Annotated in this window: 22 protein-coding genes and 1 riboswitch; of the genes, 15 read left to right on the forward strand and 7 right to left on the reverse strand. The window is 74.1% G+C overall.

The genetic code is table 11. The features are described from left to right. Positions 1–44 precede the first annotated feature (44 nt). Entirely contained in the window at positions 45–692 is a 648-nt protein-coding gene (locus O2W53_RS16405) for a PadR family transcriptional regulator (RefSeq protein WP_269164123.1), read from the reverse strand. 374 nt (positions 693–1066) lie between these two features. Between O2W53_RS16405 and O2W53_RS16410 the strand changes: the two genes are divergently transcribed. Both O2W53_RS16410 and O2W53_RS16415 read left to right on the forward strand, forming a co-directional pair. Beyond that, the gene (locus O2W53_RS16410; protein ID WP_269164124.1) at positions 1067–3526 is read left to right on the forward strand and encodes a transglycosylase domain-containing protein; all 2460 of its coding nucleotides are present in this window, start codon (positions 1067–1069) and stop codon (positions 3524–3526) included. A 25-nt stretch (positions 3527–3551) separates the two neighbouring features. Then, positions 3552–5069, forward strand: coding sequence for a glycosyltransferase family 87 protein (locus O2W53_RS16415; protein WP_269164125.1), 1518 nt, complete (start codon positions 3552–3554; stop codon positions 5067–5069). Here O2W53_RS16415 and O2W53_RS16420 read toward each other — a convergent pair. Then, positions 5024–5839 carry a deoxyribonuclease IV gene (locus tag O2W53_RS16420; RefSeq protein WP_269164126.1) on the reverse strand — a complete coding sequence of 272 codons (816 nt, stop codon included), beginning with the start codon at positions 5837–5839 and terminating at the stop codon, positions 5024–5026. The genes O2W53_RS16415 and O2W53_RS16420 overlap by 46 nt on opposite strands. 171 nt (positions 5840–6010) lie before the next feature. Between O2W53_RS16420 and rpsF the strand changes: the two genes are divergently transcribed. From rpsF to O2W53_RS16460, 8 genes are all read left to right on the forward strand, one after another. Then, entirely contained in the window at positions 6011–6298 is a 288-nt protein-coding gene (gene rpsF / locus O2W53_RS16425; protein ID WP_036333081.1) for a 30S ribosomal protein S6, read from the forward strand. Between the two features lie 2 nt (positions 6299–6300). Then, complete coding sequence (locus O2W53_RS16430) at positions 6301–6807, forward strand: single-stranded DNA-binding protein (protein ID WP_269157708.1); 507 nt, start codon at positions 6301–6303, stop codon at positions 6805–6807. A gap of 99 nt (positions 6808–6906) precedes the next feature. Further along, positions 6907–7143, forward strand: a complete 237-nt coding sequence (rpsR, locus tag O2W53_RS16435; protein WP_036333041.1) for a 30S ribosomal protein S18 — start codon at positions 6907–6909, stop codon at positions 7141–7143. 11 nt (positions 7144–7154) lie between these two features. Further along, complete coding sequence (gene rplI, locus O2W53_RS16440) at positions 7155–7601, forward strand: 50S ribosomal protein L9 (RefSeq protein ID WP_269164127.1); 447 nt, start codon at positions 7155–7157, stop codon at positions 7599–7601. A gap of 554 nt (positions 7602–8155) precedes the next feature. Beyond that, positions 8156–9526 carry a replicative DNA helicase gene (gene dnaB, locus O2W53_RS16445; RefSeq protein ID WP_269164128.1) on the forward strand — a complete coding sequence of 457 codons (1371 nt, stop codon included), beginning with the start codon at positions 8156–8158 and terminating at the stop codon, positions 9524–9526. 5 nt (positions 9527–9531) lie between these two features. Continuing rightward, complete coding sequence (locus tag O2W53_RS16450) at positions 9532–10062, forward strand: GNAT family N-acetyltransferase (RefSeq protein WP_269164129.1); 531 nt, start codon at positions 9532–9534, stop codon at positions 10060–10062. A 104-nt stretch (positions 10063–10166) separates the two neighbouring features. Beyond that, positions 10167–10778, forward strand: a complete 612-nt coding sequence (locus O2W53_RS16455; protein WP_269164130.1) for a hypothetical protein — start codon at positions 10167–10169, stop codon at positions 10776–10778. Positions 10779–10886: 108 nt separating this feature from the next. Then, complete coding sequence (locus O2W53_RS16460; protein WP_269164131.1) at positions 10887–11762, forward strand: GmrSD restriction endonuclease domain-containing protein; 876 nt, start codon at positions 10887–10889, stop codon at positions 11760–11762. 27 nt (positions 11763–11789) lie between these two features. Here the strand turns inward: O2W53_RS16460 and O2W53_RS16465 are convergent, their stop codons facing one another. Beyond that, complete coding sequence (locus tag O2W53_RS16465; protein ID WP_269164132.1) at positions 11790–12248, reverse strand: cupin domain-containing protein; 459 nt, start codon at positions 12246–12248, stop codon at positions 11790–11792. Beyond that, positions 12245–12835, reverse strand: a complete 591-nt coding sequence (locus O2W53_RS16470) for a class I SAM-dependent methyltransferase (protein WP_269164133.1) — start codon at positions 12833–12835, stop codon at positions 12245–12247. The genes O2W53_RS16465 and O2W53_RS16470 overlap by 4 nt, the downstream gene beginning before the upstream one ends. Positions 12836–12866: 31 nt before the next feature. Here O2W53_RS16470 and O2W53_RS16475 point away from each other — a divergent pair, with 31 nt between their 5' ends. Further along, complete coding sequence (locus tag O2W53_RS16475; RefSeq protein WP_269164134.1) at positions 12867–14201, forward strand: DNA polymerase IV; 1335 nt, start codon at positions 12867–12869, stop codon at positions 14199–14201. A 61-nt stretch (positions 14202–14262) separates the two neighbouring features. Further along, entirely contained in the window at positions 14263–15201 is a 939-nt protein-coding gene (locus tag O2W53_RS16480) for a tetratricopeptide repeat protein (protein ID WP_269164135.1), read from the forward strand. A gap of 15 nt (positions 15202–15216) precedes the next feature. Here O2W53_RS16480 and thiD read toward each other — a convergent pair whose 3' ends face one another. The 3 genes from thiD to thiM form a co-directional block, all read right to left on the reverse strand. Beyond that, positions 15217–16035, reverse strand: coding sequence for a bifunctional hydroxymethylpyrimidine kinase/phosphomethylpyrimidine kinase (gene thiD / locus O2W53_RS16485; RefSeq protein ID WP_269164136.1), 819 nt, complete (start codon positions 16033–16035; stop codon positions 15217–15219). Then, positions 16032–16697, reverse strand: coding sequence for a thiamine phosphate synthase (thiE, locus tag O2W53_RS16490; protein ID WP_269164137.1), 666 nt, complete (start codon positions 16695–16697; stop codon positions 16032–16034). The genes thiD and thiE overlap by 4 nt, the downstream gene beginning before the upstream one ends. Next, complete coding sequence (gene thiM / locus O2W53_RS16495) at positions 16694–17488, reverse strand: hydroxyethylthiazole kinase (protein ID WP_269164138.1); 795 nt, start codon at positions 17486–17488, stop codon at positions 16694–16696. The genes thiE and thiM overlap by 4 nt, the downstream gene beginning before the upstream one ends. Then, positions 17482–17575: riboswitch (TPP riboswitch) on the reverse strand. (Overlaps the previous gene by 7 nt.) A gap of 103 nt (positions 17576–17678) precedes the next feature. Here thiM and O2W53_RS16500 point away from each other — a divergent pair. The 3 genes from O2W53_RS16500 (at position 17679) to O2W53_RS16510 (ending at position 21074) form a co-directional block, all read left to right on the forward strand. Beyond that, positions 17679–18239: a hypothetical protein gene (locus O2W53_RS16500; RefSeq protein ID WP_269164139.1), complete on the forward strand. Its 561-nt coding sequence runs from the start codon at positions 17679–17681 to the stop codon at positions 18237–18239. Next, on the forward strand, positions 18236–19618 hold the full coding sequence (locus O2W53_RS16505; RefSeq protein WP_269164140.1) for a LamG-like jellyroll fold domain-containing protein: 1383 nt from the start codon (positions 18236–18238) through the stop codon (positions 19616–19618). The genes O2W53_RS16500 and O2W53_RS16505 overlap by 4 nt, the downstream gene beginning before the upstream one ends. Before the next feature lie 88 nt (positions 19619–19706). Continuing rightward, positions 19707–21074, forward strand: coding sequence for an HNH endonuclease signature motif containing protein (locus tag O2W53_RS16510; RefSeq protein ID WP_269164141.1), 1368 nt, complete (start codon positions 19707–19709; stop codon positions 21072–21074). Positions 21075–21083: the final 9 nt, after the last annotated feature.

Below are 21083 nucleotides of genomic sequence, written 5' to 3' on the forward strand. Positions count from 1 at the left end.
GACTGTGTGCGATGGGTGCGGTGCAGTGGTTCAGGTGGTGCAGCTCAGGTGGTGACGTCGTTCGGTGGTGGGGGCGGGGTGGGCGTCTGCGCTGGGGGGGTACGGGTGGGCGACTGCTCCGCCCGGGCCGCTTCGGCGCGTGCGTCGTCGCGTTCGCTGTCGATGAGCTCGGTGAGCCAGCGGACCTCGCGGTCGACCGAGTCCAGGCCGTGCCGCTGCAGCTCGAGGGTGTAGCGGTCGAGCTTCTCCTGGGTGCGGCGCAGCGAGTCCATGAGCCGGTCGCGCTGGCGCTCAACGGTGCGCCGGCGGCCCTCCAGGATGCGCAGCCGCACGTCGGCGGCGGTGTGCCGGAAGAAGGCGAGGTGGACGCCGAACCGGCCCTCGTCGTCGTAGGCCTCTGGACCGGTCTGGCTGACCAGGTCGGCGAAGCGCTCCTTGCCCTCGGCGGTGATCGCGTAGACGACCTTCCCGCGCCGGCCGGTGAGCGCCGGGGCGTCGGCGGGCAGCAGGGACCGCGGGGTCGGGTCGTCGCTGGCGATCAGGCCGGCCGCCTGCAGGCGCTTGAGCGCCGGGTAGAGCGAGCCGTAGGAGATCGACCGGAGCCCACCGAGGACGGCGGCCAGTTCCTTGCGGAGCTCGTAACCGTGCATCGGCGACTGCTGCAGCAGGCCCAGGATGGCGAACTCGAGCACGGCGCCACCTCCTGGTCTGCCGGCGTTCACCGGATCGATGTATCGGCACGATACATCTGAGCGCTGCACTGCGCGCAAGTCGGACAGCCAGTTGACGGGTGTCCCATCCGTCCCATGTCGACCTGTGGAGGAGGTCGTGAACCGCTGGTCAGTGCGTACATTGGCGGCCGTGCCCGGACGTCGTTCGGTGGTGGACCACGCACTGGGTCGCCGGGACGCGCACCACGCGAGGACCGCCGCCAGGTGTCGTCCCGCCCGGCTGAGCTGACGCGCTCCCAGCCGACACACAGCTGAAGACGCCACCCTGGGCGCGCAGGCACCGCGAGCAGTTCGGCGCCTGAGCACCCCACGACCTGCAGGAAGGGGCCCACCGCGTGCCTCCCCACGACGAGACCGCCCGCGTCACCCCCGGTGGCGGCGCGGTCCGCCGTCCCCCGCCGGCCCGCGCAGGCTCCGGCGGCAGTGGTGCCGGCGGGGTCCGCCGCCCACCGGCCGCCCGGGCCCGGACGACGGCGGCCCGTGACGGTGGGGGGCGTCCGGCGGCCCGGTCCGGTGGCGGCAGCGGTGGTGGCCGTCCCCCGGCGAAGCCGCCGACGGGCGGTCGGCGGCCCGGGGGCAGCAGCCGGCCGCCCGGTGGTGGCAAGAAGAAGGGTGCGAAGCCGAAGCGCCGGCGCTGGCTGAAGGTGCTCGCCGGGCTGTTCCTGAGCATGCTGGTGCTGCTGGGCGTCTTCGTCGGCGTCGTCTACGCCACGACCGAGGTGCCCACGCCGGAGTCGGTGCAGAACGACCAGACGACGGTCGTGTACTACGCCGACGGCGTCACCGAGATGGCCCGGCTGGGCAACGAGAACCGGACGAACGTCACCCTGGCGCAGATCTCCGAGCCGGCCCAGAACGCCATCCTGGCCGCGGAGAACCGGGCCTTCTACACCGACCCGGGCATCTCCTTCACCGGGATCGTGCGGGCGGCGTGGAACAACCTGACCGGTGGCTCGACCCAGGGTGGCTCCACCATCACCCAGCAGTACGTGAAGAACGCCTTCCTGACCTCCGACCAGACGTTCAGCCGGAAGTTCAAGGAGCTCTTCCTCGCCGTCAAGCTCGACAACGAGTACTCGAAGGAGCAGATCCTCGAGAACTACCTCAACACGATCTACTTCGGCCGCGGGGCGTACGGCATCGAGGCGGCGGCCAACACCTACTTCGGGGTGCCCGCCGCGCAGCTCACCCCCGAGCAGGGCGCGGTGCTCGCCGTGCTCATCCGGAACCCCAGCGCCAACGACCCGGAGACCAACCCGGAGGGCGCCAAGCAGCGCTGGGGCCCGGTCCTGGACGCGATGGTCGAGCAGGGCTGGCTGGACGCCGCGGCACGCGAGGCCGCGGCCTACCCGGCGGTGCTGCCCAACACCGGCAGCAGCTCCGGCATCCCGGAGGGCCCGCAGGGGCTGATCGTGCGCCAGGTCCTCGACGAGCTGGAGCGGCAGCCGTTCAGCTACTCGCGCGACGACATCTACTCCGCCGGTCTGCGGATCACCACGACCGTGGACAAGGCCAAGCAGGACGCCGCGGTCGCCGCGGTGAACGAGGTGATGGCCGGTGAGCCGCAGAACCTGCAGGAGGCACTGGTCGCGGTCGACCCGGCGACCGGCGGCGTGCTGGCCTACTACGGCAACGCGTTGAGCAGCAGCGAGGACCCGGCTGTCGACACCACCGACTACGCGCAGGCGCTCAAGCCGCCGGGCTCGTCGTTCAAGCCGTACACCCTCGCGGCCGCACTGGAGAACGGCTTCAGCGTCGGCACCCGTCGCGACGGCAGCTCGCCGCAGGAGTTCGAGGACCGGCCCGGGCTGCCGGTGGTGAACTCCGGGAACGCGCAGTGCGGCAACTGCACGCTCAAGGAGGCGATGACCAGGTCGCTGAACACCACGTACTACGGGCTCGCCTACGAGGTCGGCCCCGAGGTGGTCGCCGAGACGGCCCGGGAGATCGCCGGTCTCCCGGCGACGTGGGACCCGAACCAGGACGACCCCACGGTGCCCGAGGACCTGACCGGGTTCGAGACGCTCAGCATCCCGACGACCAACACCACCGGTGGCTCGATCGGCATCGGGGAGTACGCGGTCCGGCCGATCCAGCAGGCCGCCGGCTTCGCCACCTTCGCCGCCGGTGGGGTGCACCACGCGACGCACTTCGTCGCCTCGGTCGCCGACAGCGCCGGGACGGTGCTGGGCACGGGGACGACCGCCTCCACGCAGGCGATCTCGCCCGAGGTGGCCAACGACGTCACCTTCGCGTTGACCGATGTGGCCGAGAGCTCGGAGCTCGGGCTGGACGGCAACCGGCCGGTCGCGGCGAAGACCGGAACCCAGGGCCTGGACCGCACCGACAACTCCGACGCCTGGATGGTGGGGTACACGCCGTCGATCTCCACCGCAGTGTGGATCGGGGCGAAGGGCACCGAGGCCATCACGAACGCCCGGGGCAACATCATCTACGGGTCGGGGCTGCCGGGGGAGATCTGGCAGCAGTTCATGAACACCGTGCTCGAGGGCACGCCGGAGCAGCCACTGCCGTCGAAGGCGCTGATCGAGGGCAACCCCGACAGGGGGATCCCGGAGCCGACGACGGAGGCCCCGGCCCCGACCACGAGCGAGGCGCCGGAGCCGGAGCCGGCACCGGTCACCAGGCAGGCTCCGGCCCCCAGCAGGGCACCGAGCACCAGTTCGGCTCCGGTCACCAGTGAGGCGCCCGTGGTGGAGGAGCCGGTCGCACCGACACCGGTCACCCCGGCCCCGTCGACGGCGGCACCGACCACCACGGCCCCGAACGGCTGATCGGGGCAGCAGGCAGACTGACCTGGTGAGTGCGACACCGACGGGCCCGTCCGTCCCGGCCGACCAGCCGGGGGGCGGGCCCGAGGTTTCTGCACCGCCGGGACCCGACCGCATCGTGCCGTCCTGGACCGACCCGGTGGCGGTCCAGGCCAGCGAGGCGGTGGGCGGCCCCTGGGGTCGGCACGCCGTCACCGGGCGCGCCCGCTTCTGGACGCCGCTGCGGGTGAGCCTGCTGTTCACCGTGGTCGTGCTCGGGCTGGCCTGGGCCAAGCAGGCGCCGTGCGCCACCGGCAACTGGACGGGCAGCAAGCAGTACACCCACTTCTGCTACAACGACGCCGTCCCGCTGTTCTTCACCCACGGGATCGGCGACGGGCAGGTGCCCTACCTGGACTCCGCCGTCGAGTACCCGGTGCTCACCGGTGCGCTGATGCAGCTCGCCGCGGTGGTCGCGCGGGGCTGGGACGGGCTCGCGGCGGGCATCTCCACCGTGCCGGTGGCCAGCTTCTACGTCGTCACCTGTCTGCTGCTGTCGGCACTGGCGCTCCTGGTCACCCGTGGCGTCCTGGGTCTGGCCGGCCGCCGGCCCTGGGACGCCGCGATGGTCGCGCTGTCGCCGCTGCTGCTGGTGCACGCCTTCACCAACTGGGACCTGCTGGCCATCGCCCTGACCACCCTCGGCATGTGGGCCTGGGCGCGCCGGCACCCGGTGATCGCCGGCGTGCTGATCGGGCTGGGGGTCGCGGCGAAGCTGTACCCGGTGATCGTCCTCGGCGTGCTCTTCGTGCTGTGCCTGCGCGCCGGCCGGCTGCGGGCGTGGCTGTCGGCGATCGTGGCCGCCGGGTTGGCCTGGCTGGCGGTCAACCTGCCCGTCGCCCTCGTCGCGCCGGAGAACTGGGCCCGGTTCTTCACCTTCAGCGACGTCCGGCCGGCGAACCCGGAGAGCATCTGGGCGATCGCCCTGGACCTGACCGGCGACCGGATCCTGGACGGTCCGCTGGCCGAGGGGCAGACGCCGTCGGTGCTCAACACGACCGTCGCGGTGGTGTTGCTGCTGTCGGCCGCGGCCGTGGCCTGGCTGGCCCTGGCGGCCCCGCTGCGCCCGCGGCTGCCCCAGCTGGCGTTCCTGCTGGTCGCGGCCTTCCTGCTGCTGAACAAGGTGTGGAGCCCGCAGTTCTCGCTGTGGCTGCTGCCGCTGGCCGTGCTGGCCCGCCCGCGGTGGCGCTCGCTGCTGCTCTGGCAGGCGACCGAGGTGCTGGTCTGGATGACGACCATGCTCTATTACCTCGGGGCGGACGAGAACGGCCTGGACGTGGAGTGGTTCTACCTCGCCGTGGTGGTGCGCGACGTCGCCGTCCTCGTCCTGATGGCGCTGGTCGTGCGGGAGGTGTGGTCCCCGGACCGGGACCTGGTGCGGCGCAGCTGGCCGGGCACCGACGACCCCGCCGGCGGCGTCCTGGACCAGGCCCCCGACCGGTTCACGCTGCGGCGCAGGCCTCAGCCGGCGAGCGCTCCGCGCAGCAGGGTGATCTCCTCGGCGTGACCCGCGGTGTCCCCGGGGGTCTCCAGGACGACGGGGGCGCCGGCGGTGCGGGCCACGCCCACCAGCAGCTCCAGCGGGATCTCCCCGGTGGTCAGCGGCGCGTGCCGGTCGCGACCGGAGCCGGCCGGGTCACGGCTGTTGTTCAGGTGCACCAGGTCGATCCGCCCGGTGATCGCCCGGACGTCGTCCACCACCCGGGCGAGGTCCCAGCCCGCGGCCCAGGCGTGGCAGGTGTCCAGCACGAACCCCGCGCCGAACTCCCCCACGGCCTCCCACAGCCGGGCGACGGCGTCGAGCTCGCGGGCCATCGCGTTGTCCCCGCCGGCGGTGTTCTCGATGAGCACCGGGACGCCGAAGCCGCCCTCGTCGGCCTGCCGGGCGAAGGTCTTGCGCCAGTTGTCGACGCCGGCCGCCGGGTCGTCCTTCGCCAGCACGTGCCCGCCGTGCACGACCATGCCCCGAGCGCCGACCGCGGCCGACGCCTGGGCGTGCTGGCCGAGCAGCTTGCGGCTGGGGATCCGGATCCGGTTGTTCGTCGAGGCGACGTTGAGCACGTAGGGGGCGTGCACGAACACGGCGACGTCGGAGCCGAGCAGCGCCTCGGCGTCCGGGCGCGGCTTCGGCGCCTTCCAGCCCTGGGGATCGGCGAGGAACACCTGCACCGCGTCGGCGTCCAGCTCGGCGGCGCGGGCCAGCGGGCCGCCGTCCAGCAGCTCGTTCTCCTCGGTCAGGCCCGGTCCGACGTGCACGCCGATCAGCTGCTCAGCCACCCGCAGGAGACTAGGCCTCCCGCCGCCCGGGCACAGCGGGTGGAACCCACTGGTAGCCTGGTCGGTGCGCGTCCTCTCCTGCTCCGAGCAGGTCCGGGCGCGCGACGCATGTACGACCCTCCTGCTGCAGACACCCTGCGGCCGCTGAGACCAGAGGAGGTGGGGTTCTCCGTGCGTAACTACGAACTGATGATCATCCTCGACCCTGAGCTCGAGGAGCGGACCATCGCTCCCAGCCTGGATCGTTTCCTGACCGTCGTCACCAACTCCGGTGGCACCGTCAAGACCGAGATCTGGGGCCGCCGCCGGCTGGCCTACGAGATCGACAAGAAGGCCGAGGGCATCTACGCCATCGTCGACATCCAGGCCGAGCCGGCCGCCGTCGCCGAGCTGGACCGTCAGCTGAACCTCAACGAGTCCATCCTGCGCACCAAGCTGATGCGCCCCGAGGCTCACTGACCATGGCCGGCGAGACCGTCATCACCGTCATCGGGAACCTGACGGCCGACCCGGAGCTGCGGTTCACCCCGTCCGGCGCCGCCGTCGCCAACTTCACCGTCGCCTCGACGCCCCGCACCTTCGACCGTCAGTCGCAGGAGTGGAAGGACGGCGAAGCGCTGTTCCTCCGCTGCAACGTCTGGCGTCAGGCGGCGGAGAACGTCGCCGAGTCGCTCACCCGCGGTTCGCGGGTCATCGTGTCGGGCCGGCTGAAGCAGCGGTCCTTCGACACGAAGGAAGGCGAGAAGCGCACCGTCATCGAGCTGGAGGTCGACGAGATCGGCCCCTCCCTGCGGTACGCCACCGCCAAGGTCACCCGCGCTGCGCGCAGCGAGGGTGGCGGCGGCGGGTTCGGCGGCGGCGGCGGCAACAGCGGTGGCAGCGGTGGCGGTGGTGGTGGCTTCTCCGGTGGCGGAGCGAGCGACCCCTGGTCCACCCCGCCGGCGTCGTCCGACGAACCGCCCTTCTGATGAAGGACCCCGTCGCCCCCCACACCACGCTCCGCGCGGCGTGGGGCCCTGCGACGGGGCCGACAAACTCCCTGTACTGATCTCTCAGGAGAACCCCAAGTGCCCAAGCCTCCCCCCCGCAAGATCAAGAAGAAGGTCTGCCAGTTCTGCAAGGACAAGGCGACCTACATCGACTACAAGGACACGACCCTGCTGCGGAAGTTCATCTCCGACCGCGGCAAGATCCGTGCCCGCCGCGTCAGCGGCAACTGCAGCCAGCACCAGCGTGACGTCGCCGTGGCCGTGAAGAACAGCCGCGAGATGGCACTGCTGCCCTACACCTCCACGGCGCGCTGATCATGAGCACCATGAAGCTGATCCTGACGCAGGAGGTCACCGGTCTCGGTTCCTCCGGCGACACCGTCGAGGTCAAGGGCGGTTACGCCCGCAACTACCTCCTGCCCCGCGGGCTGGCCATGCTGGCCACCCGTGGTGCCGAGAAGCAGGTCAACAGCCTGCGCCGGGCGCGCGCTGCCCGGGACGTGCGTTCGCTCGAGGAGGCCCAGGCGGTCGCCGGTCAGCTCTCGAAGCTGACCGTCACGCTGCCGGCCCGGTCCGGTGACGGTGGTCGCCTCTTCGGCCGCATCACCACCGCCGACGTCGCCGCCGCGGTGACCTCGGCCGGTGGCCCGGAGCTCGACCGTCGCCGGATCGAGCTGCCCAGCAGCATCAAGAGCCTCGGCACCCACACCGTCACGGTGCGGGTCCACCCGGAGGTCTCCGTGCCGGTGACCGTGGACGTCGTCGCCGGCTGATCCACAGCACTGTCCCCACGAGGGGCGTCGGACTCCGGTCCGGCGCCCCTCGTGGCGTTCCCGGGGTCTGCTGGGCGTCCTCCCGTGTCGACACGGGCGCCGTCCCGCCGTGGACGGCAGGTGAACGGCGCCCCCGACCCGTCCGGCACCGCGCAGCGCCGCCGAGCCTCGACGACGGCGTCCCCACCGCCGACCCGTTACGCGTGTGACCTGCGGGGATCTGCCGACACGCCCGGGCGGCGAGTTCTGCGACGAGTTCCCGGATTTCTCCTGTCCACACCCCGGGAGAGGCTCCGGCGCAGGTGACGAGGGGGTGGCGGGGACGCGACGTCCGCGGGTCCACCACGGTCTCCACACGGTGACCGCCTCTGTCCACCGACTTGTCCACAAGTTGTGCAGATCGGCGTGCACAGCGGTGTTGGACGCGCCCCCTCCCGGGTTCCTAACGTCACCCCCAGCTACCGCCGGGCACGAACTGTCGGCGCCCGGTGGTAGCTGTTGTCCGAACGCACGTTCGAACGGCAGCAGGAGCAGGGGACGAGGAGAACATCAGCGTGGCGGTCGTCGACGACATCAGCAGGCCGAGGGCCACGGCTCCGGAGTACGACCGGCAGCCCCCTCAGGACGTCGCTGCCGAGCAGTCGGTCCTGGGCGGCATGCTGATGAGCAAGGACGCGATCGCCGACGTGGTCGAGGTCCTGGCGGGCCCGGACTTCTACCGCCCGGCCCACCAGGTCGTCTTCGACGTCATCCTCGACCTGTACGGCCGGGGTGAGCCCGCCGACGCGATCACCGTCGCCGCGGAGCTGAACCGCACCGACCAGCTGTCGAAGATGGGCGGCGCGGTCTACCTGCACACGCTCATCGCCTCCACCCCGACCGCGGCGAACGCCGGGTACTACGCGGCGATCGTCGCGGAGCAGGCGGTGCTGCGGCGGCTGGTCGAGGCCGGCACCCGGGTCGTCCAGCTCGGTTACGGCGCGGCCGGCGGGAAGGGCGACGTCGACGACATCGTCGACCGCGCCCAGCAGGAGATCTACGACGTCACCGAGAAGCGGATGAGCGAGGACTACTCCCGCCTCGCCGACGTCCTGCAGCCCACGATGGACGAGCTGGACGCCATCGCCTCCCGCGGTGGCACCGCGCGGGGCGTCCCCACCGGCATCCGTGACCTCGACGAGCTCACCAACGGCCTGCAGGCCGGCCAGATGGTGGTCATCGCCGCCCGCCCCGGTGTCGGCAAGAGCACGCTGGGGCTGGACATCGCCCGCTCGGCCACGGTGAAGCACCACATGCCGGCGGCGATCTTCTCGCTCGAGATGAGCAAGCACGAGATCACCATGCGTCTGCTGTCGGCCGAGGCGAAGGTGCCGCTGCACCACATGCGCGCCGGCACGCTGTCGGACGAGGACTGGTCGAAGCTGGCCCGCCGGATGGGTGAGATCGCCGACGCCCCGCTCTACATCGACGACTCCCCCAACATGACGATGATGGAGATCCGGGCCAAGGCGCGGCGGCTCAAGCAGCGCAACGACCTCAAGCTCATCGTCATCGACTACCTGCAGCTGATGACGTCGGGCAAGAAGGTGGAGAGCCGCCAGCAGGAGGTCTCGGAGTTCTCCCGTGCGCTGAAGCTGCTGGCCAAGGAGCTCGAGCTGCCGGTGATCGCGATGAGCCAGCTGAACCGTGGCTCGGAGCAGCGGCAGGACAAGAAGCCGATGCTCTCCGACCTCCGCGAGTCCGGCTCGATCGAGCAGGACGCCGACATGGTGATGATGATCCACCGCGAGGACATGTACGAGAAGGAGTCCCCGCGGGCCGGCGAGGCCGACATCATGCTGGTCAAGCACCGCAACGGCCCCACCGCGAACGTCACCGTCGCCTTCCAGGGCCACTACAGCCGCTTCGTCGACATGGCCAACTGATCCCCGTGCCCGACCTGGTCGAGCCGACTCCGCGGTTGCACGTCGCCTGGCTCGCCGCGCACCGCGAGTGGGGCGCCGGGGTGCACGAGGACGGCGCCGGCCTGCGGCCCGAGGACGACGTCGAGACGCCCGAGGGCTTCGCGGCCTGGGTCGAACGGCTGCGCGAGGAGTCGGACCCGGGGCGGCCCATCGCCGAGGGGCTCGTGCACTGCACCTACTGGTGGATCGTCGAGGGCGACACCGTGCTGGGGGCCATCGCGCTGCGCCACCAGCTCAACGACTTCCTGCTCCGGGCAGGCGGTCACATCGGGTACGGCGTCCGCCCCTCGGCCCGCCGGCGCGGTGTGGCGACCTGGGCACTGGGCCAGGTGCTGAGCCGGGCCCGTGCTCTGGGGCTGGACCAGGTGCTCCTCACCTGCGAGGAGGGCAACCAGGCCTCGGCGCGGGTGATCGAGCGGGCAGGTGGGCTCCTGGAGGACGTCCGGGACACCGAGCTGGGCCGCGCCCGGCGGTACTGGATCCCGCTCCCCCGCTGACCGGCGTTCACTCGATCGGGGATACGAGACCCGGGCGACTCAACCATGGGCACCCGGCTGCCGATGCTCCAGGCAACGCTCGATCCACGACCTGGAGGTCACCTGTGCTCTCGCTCCTCTCCGGCCTGCTCACCAAGGCCGTCTCCGCCTCACTGGCCGCCAAGGTGGCCGCCGGCGCGACGGCCGTCGTCGTGGCCGGCGGTGGCGCTGCCGTGACCACCCAGGTGGTCACCGCCGCGGCCGAGCCGACGACGTCGGAGGTCAGCACCACGGAGGACACCGCCGTCACCGAGCCCACAGGCGTCGTTGACCCGACCGAGGCCCCGGAGACCTCGGAGCCGGCCGCCCCCGAGGCGCCGGAGACCGAGGAGCCCACGGCCGACCCGACCACCGAGCCGACGCCCGAGCCGACGCCCGAGCCGGAGCCGGAGGAGACCGAGGAGCCCACGGCCCCCGAGGTGCCGGCCGAGCCGTCGGCCCCGGTGAACCACGGACAGGTCGTCTCGTCGGTCGCCAAGTCCAGCTTCGCGACGGGCCGGGAGCACGGCCAGGCCGTCTCCTCCGCCGCGCGCAACAAGGCGAGCAAGAACGAGCCCGCCCCTGCCCCCGCTCCCGCCCCCGAGGTCGACAGTGCCGAGGCCGTCGAGGTCGCCAGCACCGCTGACGCGACCAGCAACGGCAACGGCAACGGCAACGGTCGGGGTGGCCGGGGCTGATCCCCCCGCGCCGGGCGGCGACACGTCGCCCGGCGCGCCCGGCAGGTCCGCCGATCCGGGCCGCACGGAACCTACCGTCGGGGCTGGCCGACTCCCCGGGGGCTCCACGTGAAACACCGCATCACCGCGCTGGCCGCGCTCGCCGTCTTCGGCACCGCCGCCTGCGCACCGGCCGACACCCCGGCCGCCACAGGAGCGGACATCGTCTCCGAGGCCGCCCAGCAGTCGCCCTCCGCCGCCCCCACGTCTGGCCAGTCCGCCGCCGACGTGCTGGCCACGCTCCCGGTGAAGGGCCGCGCGGCGAAGACCGGTTACGACCGTGACGAGTTCGGTGCCACCTGGGCCGACGTCGACCGCAACGGCTGCGACACCCGCAACGACGTGCTGGCCCGCGACCTGACGCAGGAGCAGTTCCGGCCGGGCACCCAGGACTGCGTGGTGGTCAGCGGCACCCTGGTCGACCCGTACACCGCCCAGACCATCGCGTTCGAGAAGGGCGATGGCAGCAGCGTCGACATCGACCACGTCGTCGCGCTCAGCAACGGCTGGCAGACCGGCGCGTTCGGCTGGGACGAGGCCCGGCGCACCGCCTTCGCCAACGACCCGCTCAACCTGCTCGCCGTCGACTACGCGGCGAACCGGCAGAAGGGCGACGGCGACGCCGCCACCTGGCTGCCGGACCACCGCGGCTACCGCTGCGCCTACGTCGCCCGCCAGGTCGCGGTGAAGGCCATCTACGGCCTGTGGGTCACCCAGGCCGAGCACGACGCCATCGCCCGGGTGCTGGACACCTGCCGAGGTGAGCCGGTCCCGACAGCGGCCGCGCCGGTTCCGGTGGACGTTCCCGCGGGAACGTCCACCGCGGTCGAGCCCTTCGCGAACTGCGACGCCGCCCGGGCAGCCGGCGCGGCACCCCTGCACCGCGGCGACCCCGGGTGGTCCGACCGGATGGACGGCGACGGGGACGGCACCGCCTGCGAGTGACTCACCCCGGCCGGTGCACAGTCGGGCTCAGTCCCGCAGGTTGAGCTGGTCGTGCCGGAGCGCGAACTCGTCGATCTCCGCTGGTGTCGGGGTCCGGCCACCGGCGTGCAGCTCCAGCAGCCCCTCGAAGTACTCCTCCCGCGGGATGCCGGGGGTGAAGAGGATCTGGAACCGGGCCCCGACGTCCGGGCCGACCGACCGGAACGCGTGCACCCCGGAGCGCGGCACGTAGACCAGGTCACCGGCGTGCGCCGTCGTCCACTCGCCGTTCGCCAGCACCGCCAGCGACCCCTCCAGCACGTGGAACGACTCGCTGAACGTGCGGTGCAGGTGCGGCCCGGGGCCGCTGCCGCCCGGGGCCATGGTCACCTCGAACAGCCCGAAGTCGCCGCGGGTCTGCGCGCCGGTGGCGACGAACCGGGTGCGGCCCGCCGAGCGCTGGTCGTCGCGCCGGGAGAAGGTCGCCGGGTCGGGCAGGAGGGTCATGCCGGGCGCAGGACGGCGACCAGGAAGTCGGCGTCCGGGGAGTAGGGCCGCAGGTCCCAGGTGGACAGCAGCACGTCGGGGGTCAGTCCGGCGCCGTCGGCGTCGGCGAGGAACTCCTCGAAGGCGTAGCCGCGCCCGGCGCCGAAGCCGATCGCCGCCCGCCCGTCCGGGCGCAGGTGGGTGCGCAGCCGGCGGAGCACCTCGCTCCGGGTGCTCGGCGCGAGGAAGGCCATCACGTTGCCGGCGCAGACGATCCCGTCGAACCGGTCGGGGAGGTCCAGTTCGGCGAGGTCACCGACCAGCCAGTGGGGCCCGGGGTGGTCGGCCTCGGCGGCGGCGATCAGCACCGGGTCGGCGTCCACCCCGACCACCTCGTGCCCGGCGGCGAACAGGACGGCGCCGACCCGGCCGGGACCGCAACCGGCGTCCAGCACCCGGGCGCCGCGGGGCAGCAGCGCGTCGACCAGCCGCGCCTCCCCCGCCAGGTCCGCGCCCTCGGCGGCCAGCCGGCGGAACCGCTCGACGTAGGCGGCGGAGTGTGCCGGGTCCTCCTGGGACATCCGGCTCCAGCTGCTCTGTTCGACCATGCGGTCATCATGGCGCGGCATCATGGAGGGCGTGCGTCGGGAGCCCAGCATCCTGCACCTGGACCTCGATGCGTTCTTCGCCGCCGTCGAGCAGCGGGACAAGCCCTCCCTGCGCGGCCGGCCGGTCGTCGTCGGGGGCACGGGCGGCCGCGGCGTCGTCTCCACCGCCTCCTACGAGGCCCGGGCGTTCGGCGCCCGCAGCGCCATGCCCACCGCCGAGGCGCGCCGGCTCTGCCCGCCGGGCACCGCCTTCCTCGGTGGCCGCTTCGCCGCCTACCGGCGGACGTCGGAGGTGGTGATGGCGCTGCTGCGGGAGCTCTCCCCGCTGGTCGAGCCGGTCTCCATCGACGAGGCCTACGTCGACCTGGCCGCCGGTGGGCACGACCTGTCGGTCCCCGGGGTCACGGCGCTGGCCGCCGAGCTCAAGGCCCGGATCGCCGTCGCCACCGGCGGCGTCACCGGGTCGGTCGGGATCGGCACCTCCAAGGCGGTGGCGAAGATCGGCTCCGAGCTGGACAAGCCGGACGGGCTGACCGTCGTCCCGCCCGGGGAGGAGCTCGCCGTCCTGCACCCGCTGCCGGTGCGCGCCCTGGGCGGCGTCGGGCCGGCGACGGCCGAGCGGCTGGCCCAGATCGGGGTGAAGACCATCGGCGACCTGCACCGGCTGTCGCTGGTCGACCTGACCAGCCTGGTCGGCCAGGCGCACGGCGCCGGGCTGTACCGGCTGGCCCGCGCGGACGATGACCGGCCGGTGGTCACCGACCGGGAGGCCAAGTCGGTCAGCGCCGAGGAGACCTTCGCCCGCGACCTGACCGACCCGGCCCGGCTGGCCACCGAGATCGAGGCGCTGGCGACCCGGGTGGGCAGCCGGCTGCAGCGCTCGGGCACCTCCGGGCGCACCGTGACGCTGAAGGTCCGCCGCTACGACTTCAGCACCCTCACCCGGTCGCAGACCCTGGCCCACGCCGTCGACGACCCGCGACAGATCGCCGAGATCGCCCACCGGCTGCTCGGCGCCGTGGACCGCAGCGGCGGCCTCCGGCTGCTCGGCGTCGGCGTCTCGGGGCTGTCGCCGTACGCGCAGGGCGACCTGTTCGCCGAGCCCACCGAGGTGGTGGAGCCCGTCGAGCTGGTCGAGCCCGCGGAGCTGCCGGCCGACCCGGATCCGGGCCCCGTCGTCGTCGCCTGGTACCCGGGGCAGGACGTCGTCCACCCCGACCTCGGCTCCGGCTGGGTGTGGGGCAGCGGGCTCAACCGGGTGACCGTCCGGTTCGAGGGCCCGCGCACGACGCCCGGTCCGGTGCGCACGCTGGCCGCCGACGACCCGGCCCTCCAGCCGGCCGACCCACCGGACTGGACCCCCTGAACGGGTGGACCCGCCCCTTCGGGGCATGCGCCGGACCCGGTGATCACGACAGACTGCCGACGTGCCCCTGGACCCGGAGAACGGCCCCGACGTCGACGCCCTCGTCGACCGCGGCTGCGCGCTCGCCGACCTGGGCGACCACGAGCAGGCGGTCGAGCTCCTGGGGAGGGCGGCAGCGCACGGCGACCCGGTCGCGCTCCGCCACCTGGGCTCCTGCCTGGGCGTCCTCGGACGCTGGGCAGAGGCCGCCGTGGCGTACCGCCGGGCGGCCGATGCCGGACAGGACGACGCCTGGCTGGACCTGGCCCGGGCGCTGCTGCGGCTGGGGTGCTGGTCGGAGGCGGAGACCGCCGCCCGGACTGCGGTGGACCGGGGAGAGCCGGGAGGCTGGGCCGCGCTGAGCGTGGCGCTGCAGGGCCAGGACCGGGCGGCCGAGGTCGAGCGGACGTTCCGGGTCGCGGCCGAGCGCGGCGCGCACCCGGCGGCGCTGGAGCTGGCGTACCTGCTGCGGTCGTCCGGGCGGCAACTGGCGGCCTGGCACTGGGCGCAGGTCGCTGCGGACGCCGGCAACCCGGTGGCCCGCGCGACCCTGGCCTGCTGGCGCTGGCAGGAGAGCCACGACCGGGCTCTGGAGCCGGAGCTGCGGGCGGGCGCCGACCACCACCAGCACGCCCGTACCGGCCTGGCCGACCTGCTGCGCAGTACGGGGCGGGTCGAGGAGGCCCGGGCGGTGCTGGAGCGGGGCGCGGCCCGTGGTGAGGTCGCGACCTGGCTCCCGTTGGGCAACCTGTACCGCGACGAGCTGGACGACGCCGTCGCCGCCGAGGCCGCCTACCGGGCCGGGGTCGAGGGCGGTGACCTGCACGCCCACCACAACCTGGCCGTGCTGCTGCTGGAGACCGGCGACGTCGACACCGCCGTCGAGCACTTCTCCATCGCCGCCGCCGGCGGCGACGAGCTGGCCGCCCGGGTGTTGCGCGAGGTCCTCGGCGACAGCTGAGTCAGCGCGGCCGGCTCACCAGTGGCCGGCGAAGTGGTGCACCGGCCCGTGCCCGGAGCCGACGCCGAGGGACTCCCCCGCCTCGAGCGCGGCCTGCAGGTAGTCCCGGGCCCCGTCGACCAGCGGCGCCCAGTCCAGCTCGTCCCCCGCGAGCCGAGCGCGGGCGGCCAGCGCCGCGAGCGCCGAGGACAGCGTGCAGCCGGTGCCGTGGGTCGACGACGTCGCCACCCGCGGCCGCCGGGTCTCCAGCACCCCGGCCGCCGTCGCCAGCACGTCGACGCTCTCGTCCCCGCCCAGGTGCCCGCCCTTGAGCAGCACGGCCACCGGCCCGAGTTCCAGCAGCGCGCGGGCCTGCGGGGCCAGCTCCTCGACCGTCGTCGCCGGCGCCACGTCCAGCAGGGCCGCCGCCTCGGGCACGTTCGGGGTGAGCAGGTCGGTCACCGGCAGCAGGTCGGTGCGGACGGCGTCCACCGCCTCCTCCGAGATCAGCCGGTCGCCGCTGGTCGCCACCATCACCGGGTCGCAGACCACGGGGCCGCCCGGGCGGTCGGCCAGCGCGGCGGCGACCGTCCGCACGACGTCCGCGGTGCCGAGCATGCCGAGCTTGGTGGCGTGCACGGTCACGTCGTCCAGCAGGGTGGCCAGCTGCGCGCCGACGAACTCGGCCGGCACCTGGTGCACCCCGGTGACGCCGCGGGTGTTCTGCGCGGTGAGTGCGGTGAGCACCGCGGTGCCGTAGACGCCGAGCGCGCTGAAGGTCTTCAGGTCGGCCTGGATGCCGGCGCCGCCGCTGGGGTCGCTGCCGGCCACGGTCAGGGCCACTGCTGCGGTCATCGGGCCACCAGCTCCCCGGCCATCGCGGCGCGCAGCGTACGGGCGGCGGCCGCCGGGTCGGTGGCGGCGCAGATGTCGGAGACCACGCAGATGCCGTCGACCCCGGTGCCGGCCACCGCAGCGGCCGTGGCGGCGGAGATGCCGCCGATGGCCACCGACAGCAGGCCCCCGGCGCGGGCCCGGGTGGCCAGCGCGCGGGTGCCCGGGAGCTCCAGGGCGGCGCCGGCGTCCGGCTTGGTCGGCGTCGACCAGACCGGGCTGAGCCCGACCAGGTCGGCGGTGCCGGGCGGGAGGGCGAGCACGTCGTCGAGCTCGGCCGCGCTGCCGACGGAGACGCCGATCAGGGCGTCGGGCCCCAGCAGCGTCCGGACGTCGGCGGCCGGCAGGTCGTCCTGGCCCAGGTGCACGCCGTCGGCCCCGGTGAGCAGGGCGACGTCGACGGCGTCGTTGACGAAGAGCCGGACGTGCGGGGTCGGCCGGAGCACCTCCTGCACCGCGCGGGTGAGGGCCAGCAGGTCGCGGCGGCCGGCGGTCTTGTCCCGCACCTGGACGGCGGTCACCCCACCGGAGACGGCGGCGGCGACCACCTCGGGCACCGACCGGGGCGCGCAGAGCAGCGTGTCGGTGACCAGGTAGAGCCGGGGGTCGAAGCCGGCCCTCATGCGCTGCGGACGTCGGCGCGGGCGAGCGCGTCGCCGTCGACCGCGTCCAGCGCGTCCAGCCACAGCGCGGCGAAGGTGCCGGGCCCGGCGGCGAGCCCAGCGGCGGCCTCGGCGGCCAGCGCCACGTGCGCGTGGGCGGCGACCACGGCGATGAGCGGGTCACCGGTGGTGGCGGCGTAGGCGGCGACGATGCCGCCGAGCGCGCAGCCGGCGCCGGTGGTGCGGGTGAGCAGCGGGGAGCCGCCCCCCACCCGGACGACCCGGTCCCCGTCGGTGACGACGTCGACCGGACCGCTGACCGCGACGACGCCACCGGTCCGGCGGGCCAGCTCCTGCGCCGTCTCCAGCGCCGCCTCCGGGGAGTCGGTGCTCTCCACGCCACGGCCGCCCTTGCCCGCGCCGGCCAGGGCCAGCACCTCCGAGGCGTTGCCCCGGACGACGGTCGGGCGCAGCTCCACCAGGTCGGCGGCGAGCTCGGTGCGGAAGGTGAGCCCGCCGACGGCCACCGGGTCCAGCACCCACGGGGTGCCCACCTCGCCGGCGGTGCGGGCGGCGAGCCGCATCGCCTCGGCGGTGCGCTGCTGCACCGTGCCCACGTTGACCAGCACAGCGGAGGCGACAGCGGCGAACTCACCGGCCTCGGCCGGGTCGTCGACCATGGCCGGTGCAGCGCCGATCGCCAGCAGCGCGTTGGCGGTGATCGTCTGCACGACCGTGTTGGTCAGGCAGTGCACCAGGGGTGCGGAGTCGCGCAAGGCCGTGCCGGCAGCGCGCAGATCGATGGCGTCCATCGCCGTGACATCCCTTCGCCAGTACCAACTGGAGCAGGTTCGACGGGTGTGCTCTCAGTCCCCGGTGGGACACCCCGTGTCAGCTCCCGACGCTAACACCGCCCTGCTCACCCGGGAGGGTGACGGGGGAGCTCAACGTCCGGTCCGGTCCCGCCGATGGAACGGGGTGAGGTCTCATCGTGCGCGCCGGGTGCGCCTCGGCACGGCTGTCTCGGCCGGCACGGCGCTGGTGCTGGCCGCAGCCCTCGTGTGGCACGGCGCCTACGCCGGGTTCAGCGACACCACCGTCAGCCGGCCGTTGCCCACCGTGAGCACCGGCACGCTCACTCTGACCGACGACGACTCCGCCGTCCGGATGTTCACCGCCACGGGGCTGCGGCCCAGGGCCACAGCCACCAGGTGCATCGCCGTCGCGGCCGCCGGGTCGCCGGCGACCGTCCGCTTGTACGGCACCGGCCGGAGCAGCACCAACGGGCTGGCGGGTCAGCTCGACCTCACCATCGCCGTGGGGACGGGAGGCGGCAGCGGCAGCTGCACCGGCTTCCAGCCCTCCGCCACGGCCTACACCGGCACCCTCGCCGCATTCCCCACCGACGGCTGGACCGTCGGCGTGGGCAGCTGGACCAGCTCCGGGGCAGCGCCGACCAGCCGGGTCTATCAGATCGGCTACACGCTGCGGGCGAGCGCACCCGCCAGCACTCAGAACGGCACCGCGACGCTCAGCCTCGTCTGGGAGGCACGCACCCGATGACCGCCACCCGCGTCGCCGCCTGGCGCCGCAGCACGTCCGCGCTGGTGGTCAGCAGCCTCGCCCGGGCGCTGCTCGGCACCGTGGCGCTGCTGCTGCTCGCCTCCGTCGCGCCGACCGTGGTCGGCTGGCAGACCACCGTCGTCCTGTCCGGGTCGATGGCACCCGGCGTCTCCCCCGGGGACGTCGCCGTCGTCCGGCCGGTGCCCGCCGCGGAGCTCGCCGTCGGTGACGTGCTCCTCGTCGACGACCCCGACTCCCCCGGCCTGTTGCGCCTACACCGGCTGGTCGCCGTCGAGGACGGCGGCCTGCGCCTGCAGGGCGACGCCAACCCCACCCCTGACCCGCAGCTCGTCGACCCGTCCGCCGTGCACGGCGTCGGGGCGCTCCGGCTGCCCGGTCTGGGCCTACCGGTGCTGTGGGCCGCCGAGGGCCGGGCGCTCCCCCTCGCCGGCGGTGCGGCCCTGCTCGCACTCGTCGTCGCGCTCGCGCTGGCCCACCGCACGCCCGAGGACGGCGAGGAGCCGGCGACGGGGAACCCGTGGCGGGCCGCCCGGGCCGCCGTCCCCGCGGTCGCCGTCGGCCTCGCCGCCCTGCTCGGCGCCCTGCCCGGACTCTCGGTGGCGGGCGCCGTCTTCACCGCGACCACCGCGAACGACGCCAACTCCTGGGCCTCGGCCCGCTACTACACCTGCACCTCCGCCGGCGCGAGCGCGCCCGGCTATCTGGCCCTGCAGGAGAGCGCCGGGCCGGTCGCCGCGAACAGCGGGCTCTACGCCGGCGCGGTCAACGGGTACTACAGCGGCGGCGGGGTGACCTACCGGGTCCCCGGCCCGGCCTGCGGCGGCGACGGCAAGGCGGTCAGGCTCGACGGTGGCTCCGGCTTCGTCTACTCCACGACGGCGCTGGCCAACCCCCAGACCTTCACCGTCCAGGTCTGGTTCTCGACCACCACCAGGGAGGGCGGCAAGCTGATCGGGTTCGGCAACGGCAGCAACGGGGCCGCCTCCAGCCAGTACGACCGGCACGTCTACATGACCAACTCCGGCAAGCTCACCTTCGGCGTCTACAGCGGGTCCCCTCAGACGACGACGTCCCGCGACGGGTACAACGACGGCGCCTGGCACCAGATGACGGCCACCTTCTCCCCGGGCACCGGCCTGCGGCTCTACGTGGACGGCGCCCTGGTCGCCGCGCGCCCGGAGGCGACCTCGGCCGAGCCGTTCACCGGCTACTGGCGGGTCGGGTACGACTCGATCGGCCCGACGTGGCCGGCGAACCCGCGGAGCGAGCACTTCGCCGGGTCGGTCGCGCACGTGAGCGTCTACGCGAGCGTGCTGTCCGACGCGGACGTCGCCGCCCAGTACCGCGCCGCCGGCTGAGCCGCGGACCCGCTGAGGCGTTCCCGCGGGAACGTCGCCGGGTCGCTGAGCTGCGGTTCCTGTCGTACCTCGGCCCTAGCGTCGGGTCATGGGTGCAGTCGCGGCGGTGCGTGGGATGTCGGAGCAGCGGTCGGTCGAGGAGCTGGCCCGGGAGATCCGGTCGGGGGCGGTGCGGCTGGCGGCGGCGACCGCTGCCTGGCTGCGGCTGGTCGCGGAGTTCGACGCCCGCGAGGGCTGGGGCGAGGTCGGCGTGCAGAGCTGTGCGCACTGGCTGGCCTGGCAGTGCGGGATGAGCCCGGGTGCCGCGCGGGAGCACGTGCGGGTCGCCCGCGCGCTCGGCTCGCTGCCGGTGACGGCGGAGGCGTTCGCCGCGGGCCGGCTGTCCTGCTCGAAGGTGCGGGCGATCACCCGGGTGGCCGATGCCGGCACCGAGGTCGAGCTGGTCGAGCTGGCGCGGCACGCCACGGCCTCCCAGGTGGAGCGGGTCGTGCGGGCCTGGCGCCGGTCGGACGCCGTCGACGAGGAGCTGGTCGCGGAGAAGCGGTTCTTCCAGTGGCACTGGGACGCCGACGGGATGCTCGTTCTGCAGGTCCGGATGGACGGCGAGGCCGGCGCGGCGCTGCTGGCGTCGGTCGAGTCGCTGGCCGAGCTCGACGCCCGCCGGGACCGCGCCGCCACGACCCGGGCGGCCGCTGCCGCCGCCGACTGCCCGGCGGACCCCAAGACGTTCCCGCGGGAACGGATGAGCGCGCGGCGATGCCGGGCGCTGGCCCAGCTGGCCGAGGTCGCCGCCGACACCGGACGACGGGCGGGCGACCCGCCGCGCCGGGAGGTGGTGGTGCACGTGGACGCCGACGTCCTGGCCGACGACGCCGCGGCGGGGCGGGCGCACCTGGAGGGCGGCCCGCCGCTCACCCCGGCGCAGGTCCGGCGGATGGCGTGCGAGGCGGCGCTGACGGTGGTCGTCGAACGGAACGGTCAGCCGCTCGCACTCGGTCGGCGCCGGCGGCTGGCCACCGTGACGCAGCGGCGGGCGCTGCTGGCCCGGGACGGCGGCTGTGCCCGGCCGGGCTGCACCGAGACCCGGATCGAGCGGCTGCACGCCCACCACCTCACCCCGTGGCGGCTGGGTGGCCGCACCGACGTGTCGGCGATGGTGCTGCTCTGCGACGTCGACCACGGCCTGGTGCACGACGAGGGTCTGGTGCTGGACCGTCGGGGGCGGGAGCTGGTGGCCCACGACCGGGCCGGGCAGCGGGTCTGGGGTCCGGCCGACCCGGCCTTCGCCGACGGCCTGCCCGCGAGGGAGGCCGCGTCGTCGCGGCCGCTGCTGACCCTGGTGCCGGACGCCGCACTGCCCGATGCCTGGCCGGCCGGCGGGGAGCGGATGGACCTCGGGCACGTCGTCTGGGCGCTGCTGGCCCACCGCGAGCACCTGCGGCGAGCGGCGTCCTGACCGCTTGCG

The sequence above is a fragment of the Modestobacter sp. VKM Ac-2978 genome (assembly GCF_026968025.1).
Lineage (GTDB): Bacteria > Actinomycetota > Actinomycetes > Mycobacteriales > Geodermatophilaceae > Modestobacter.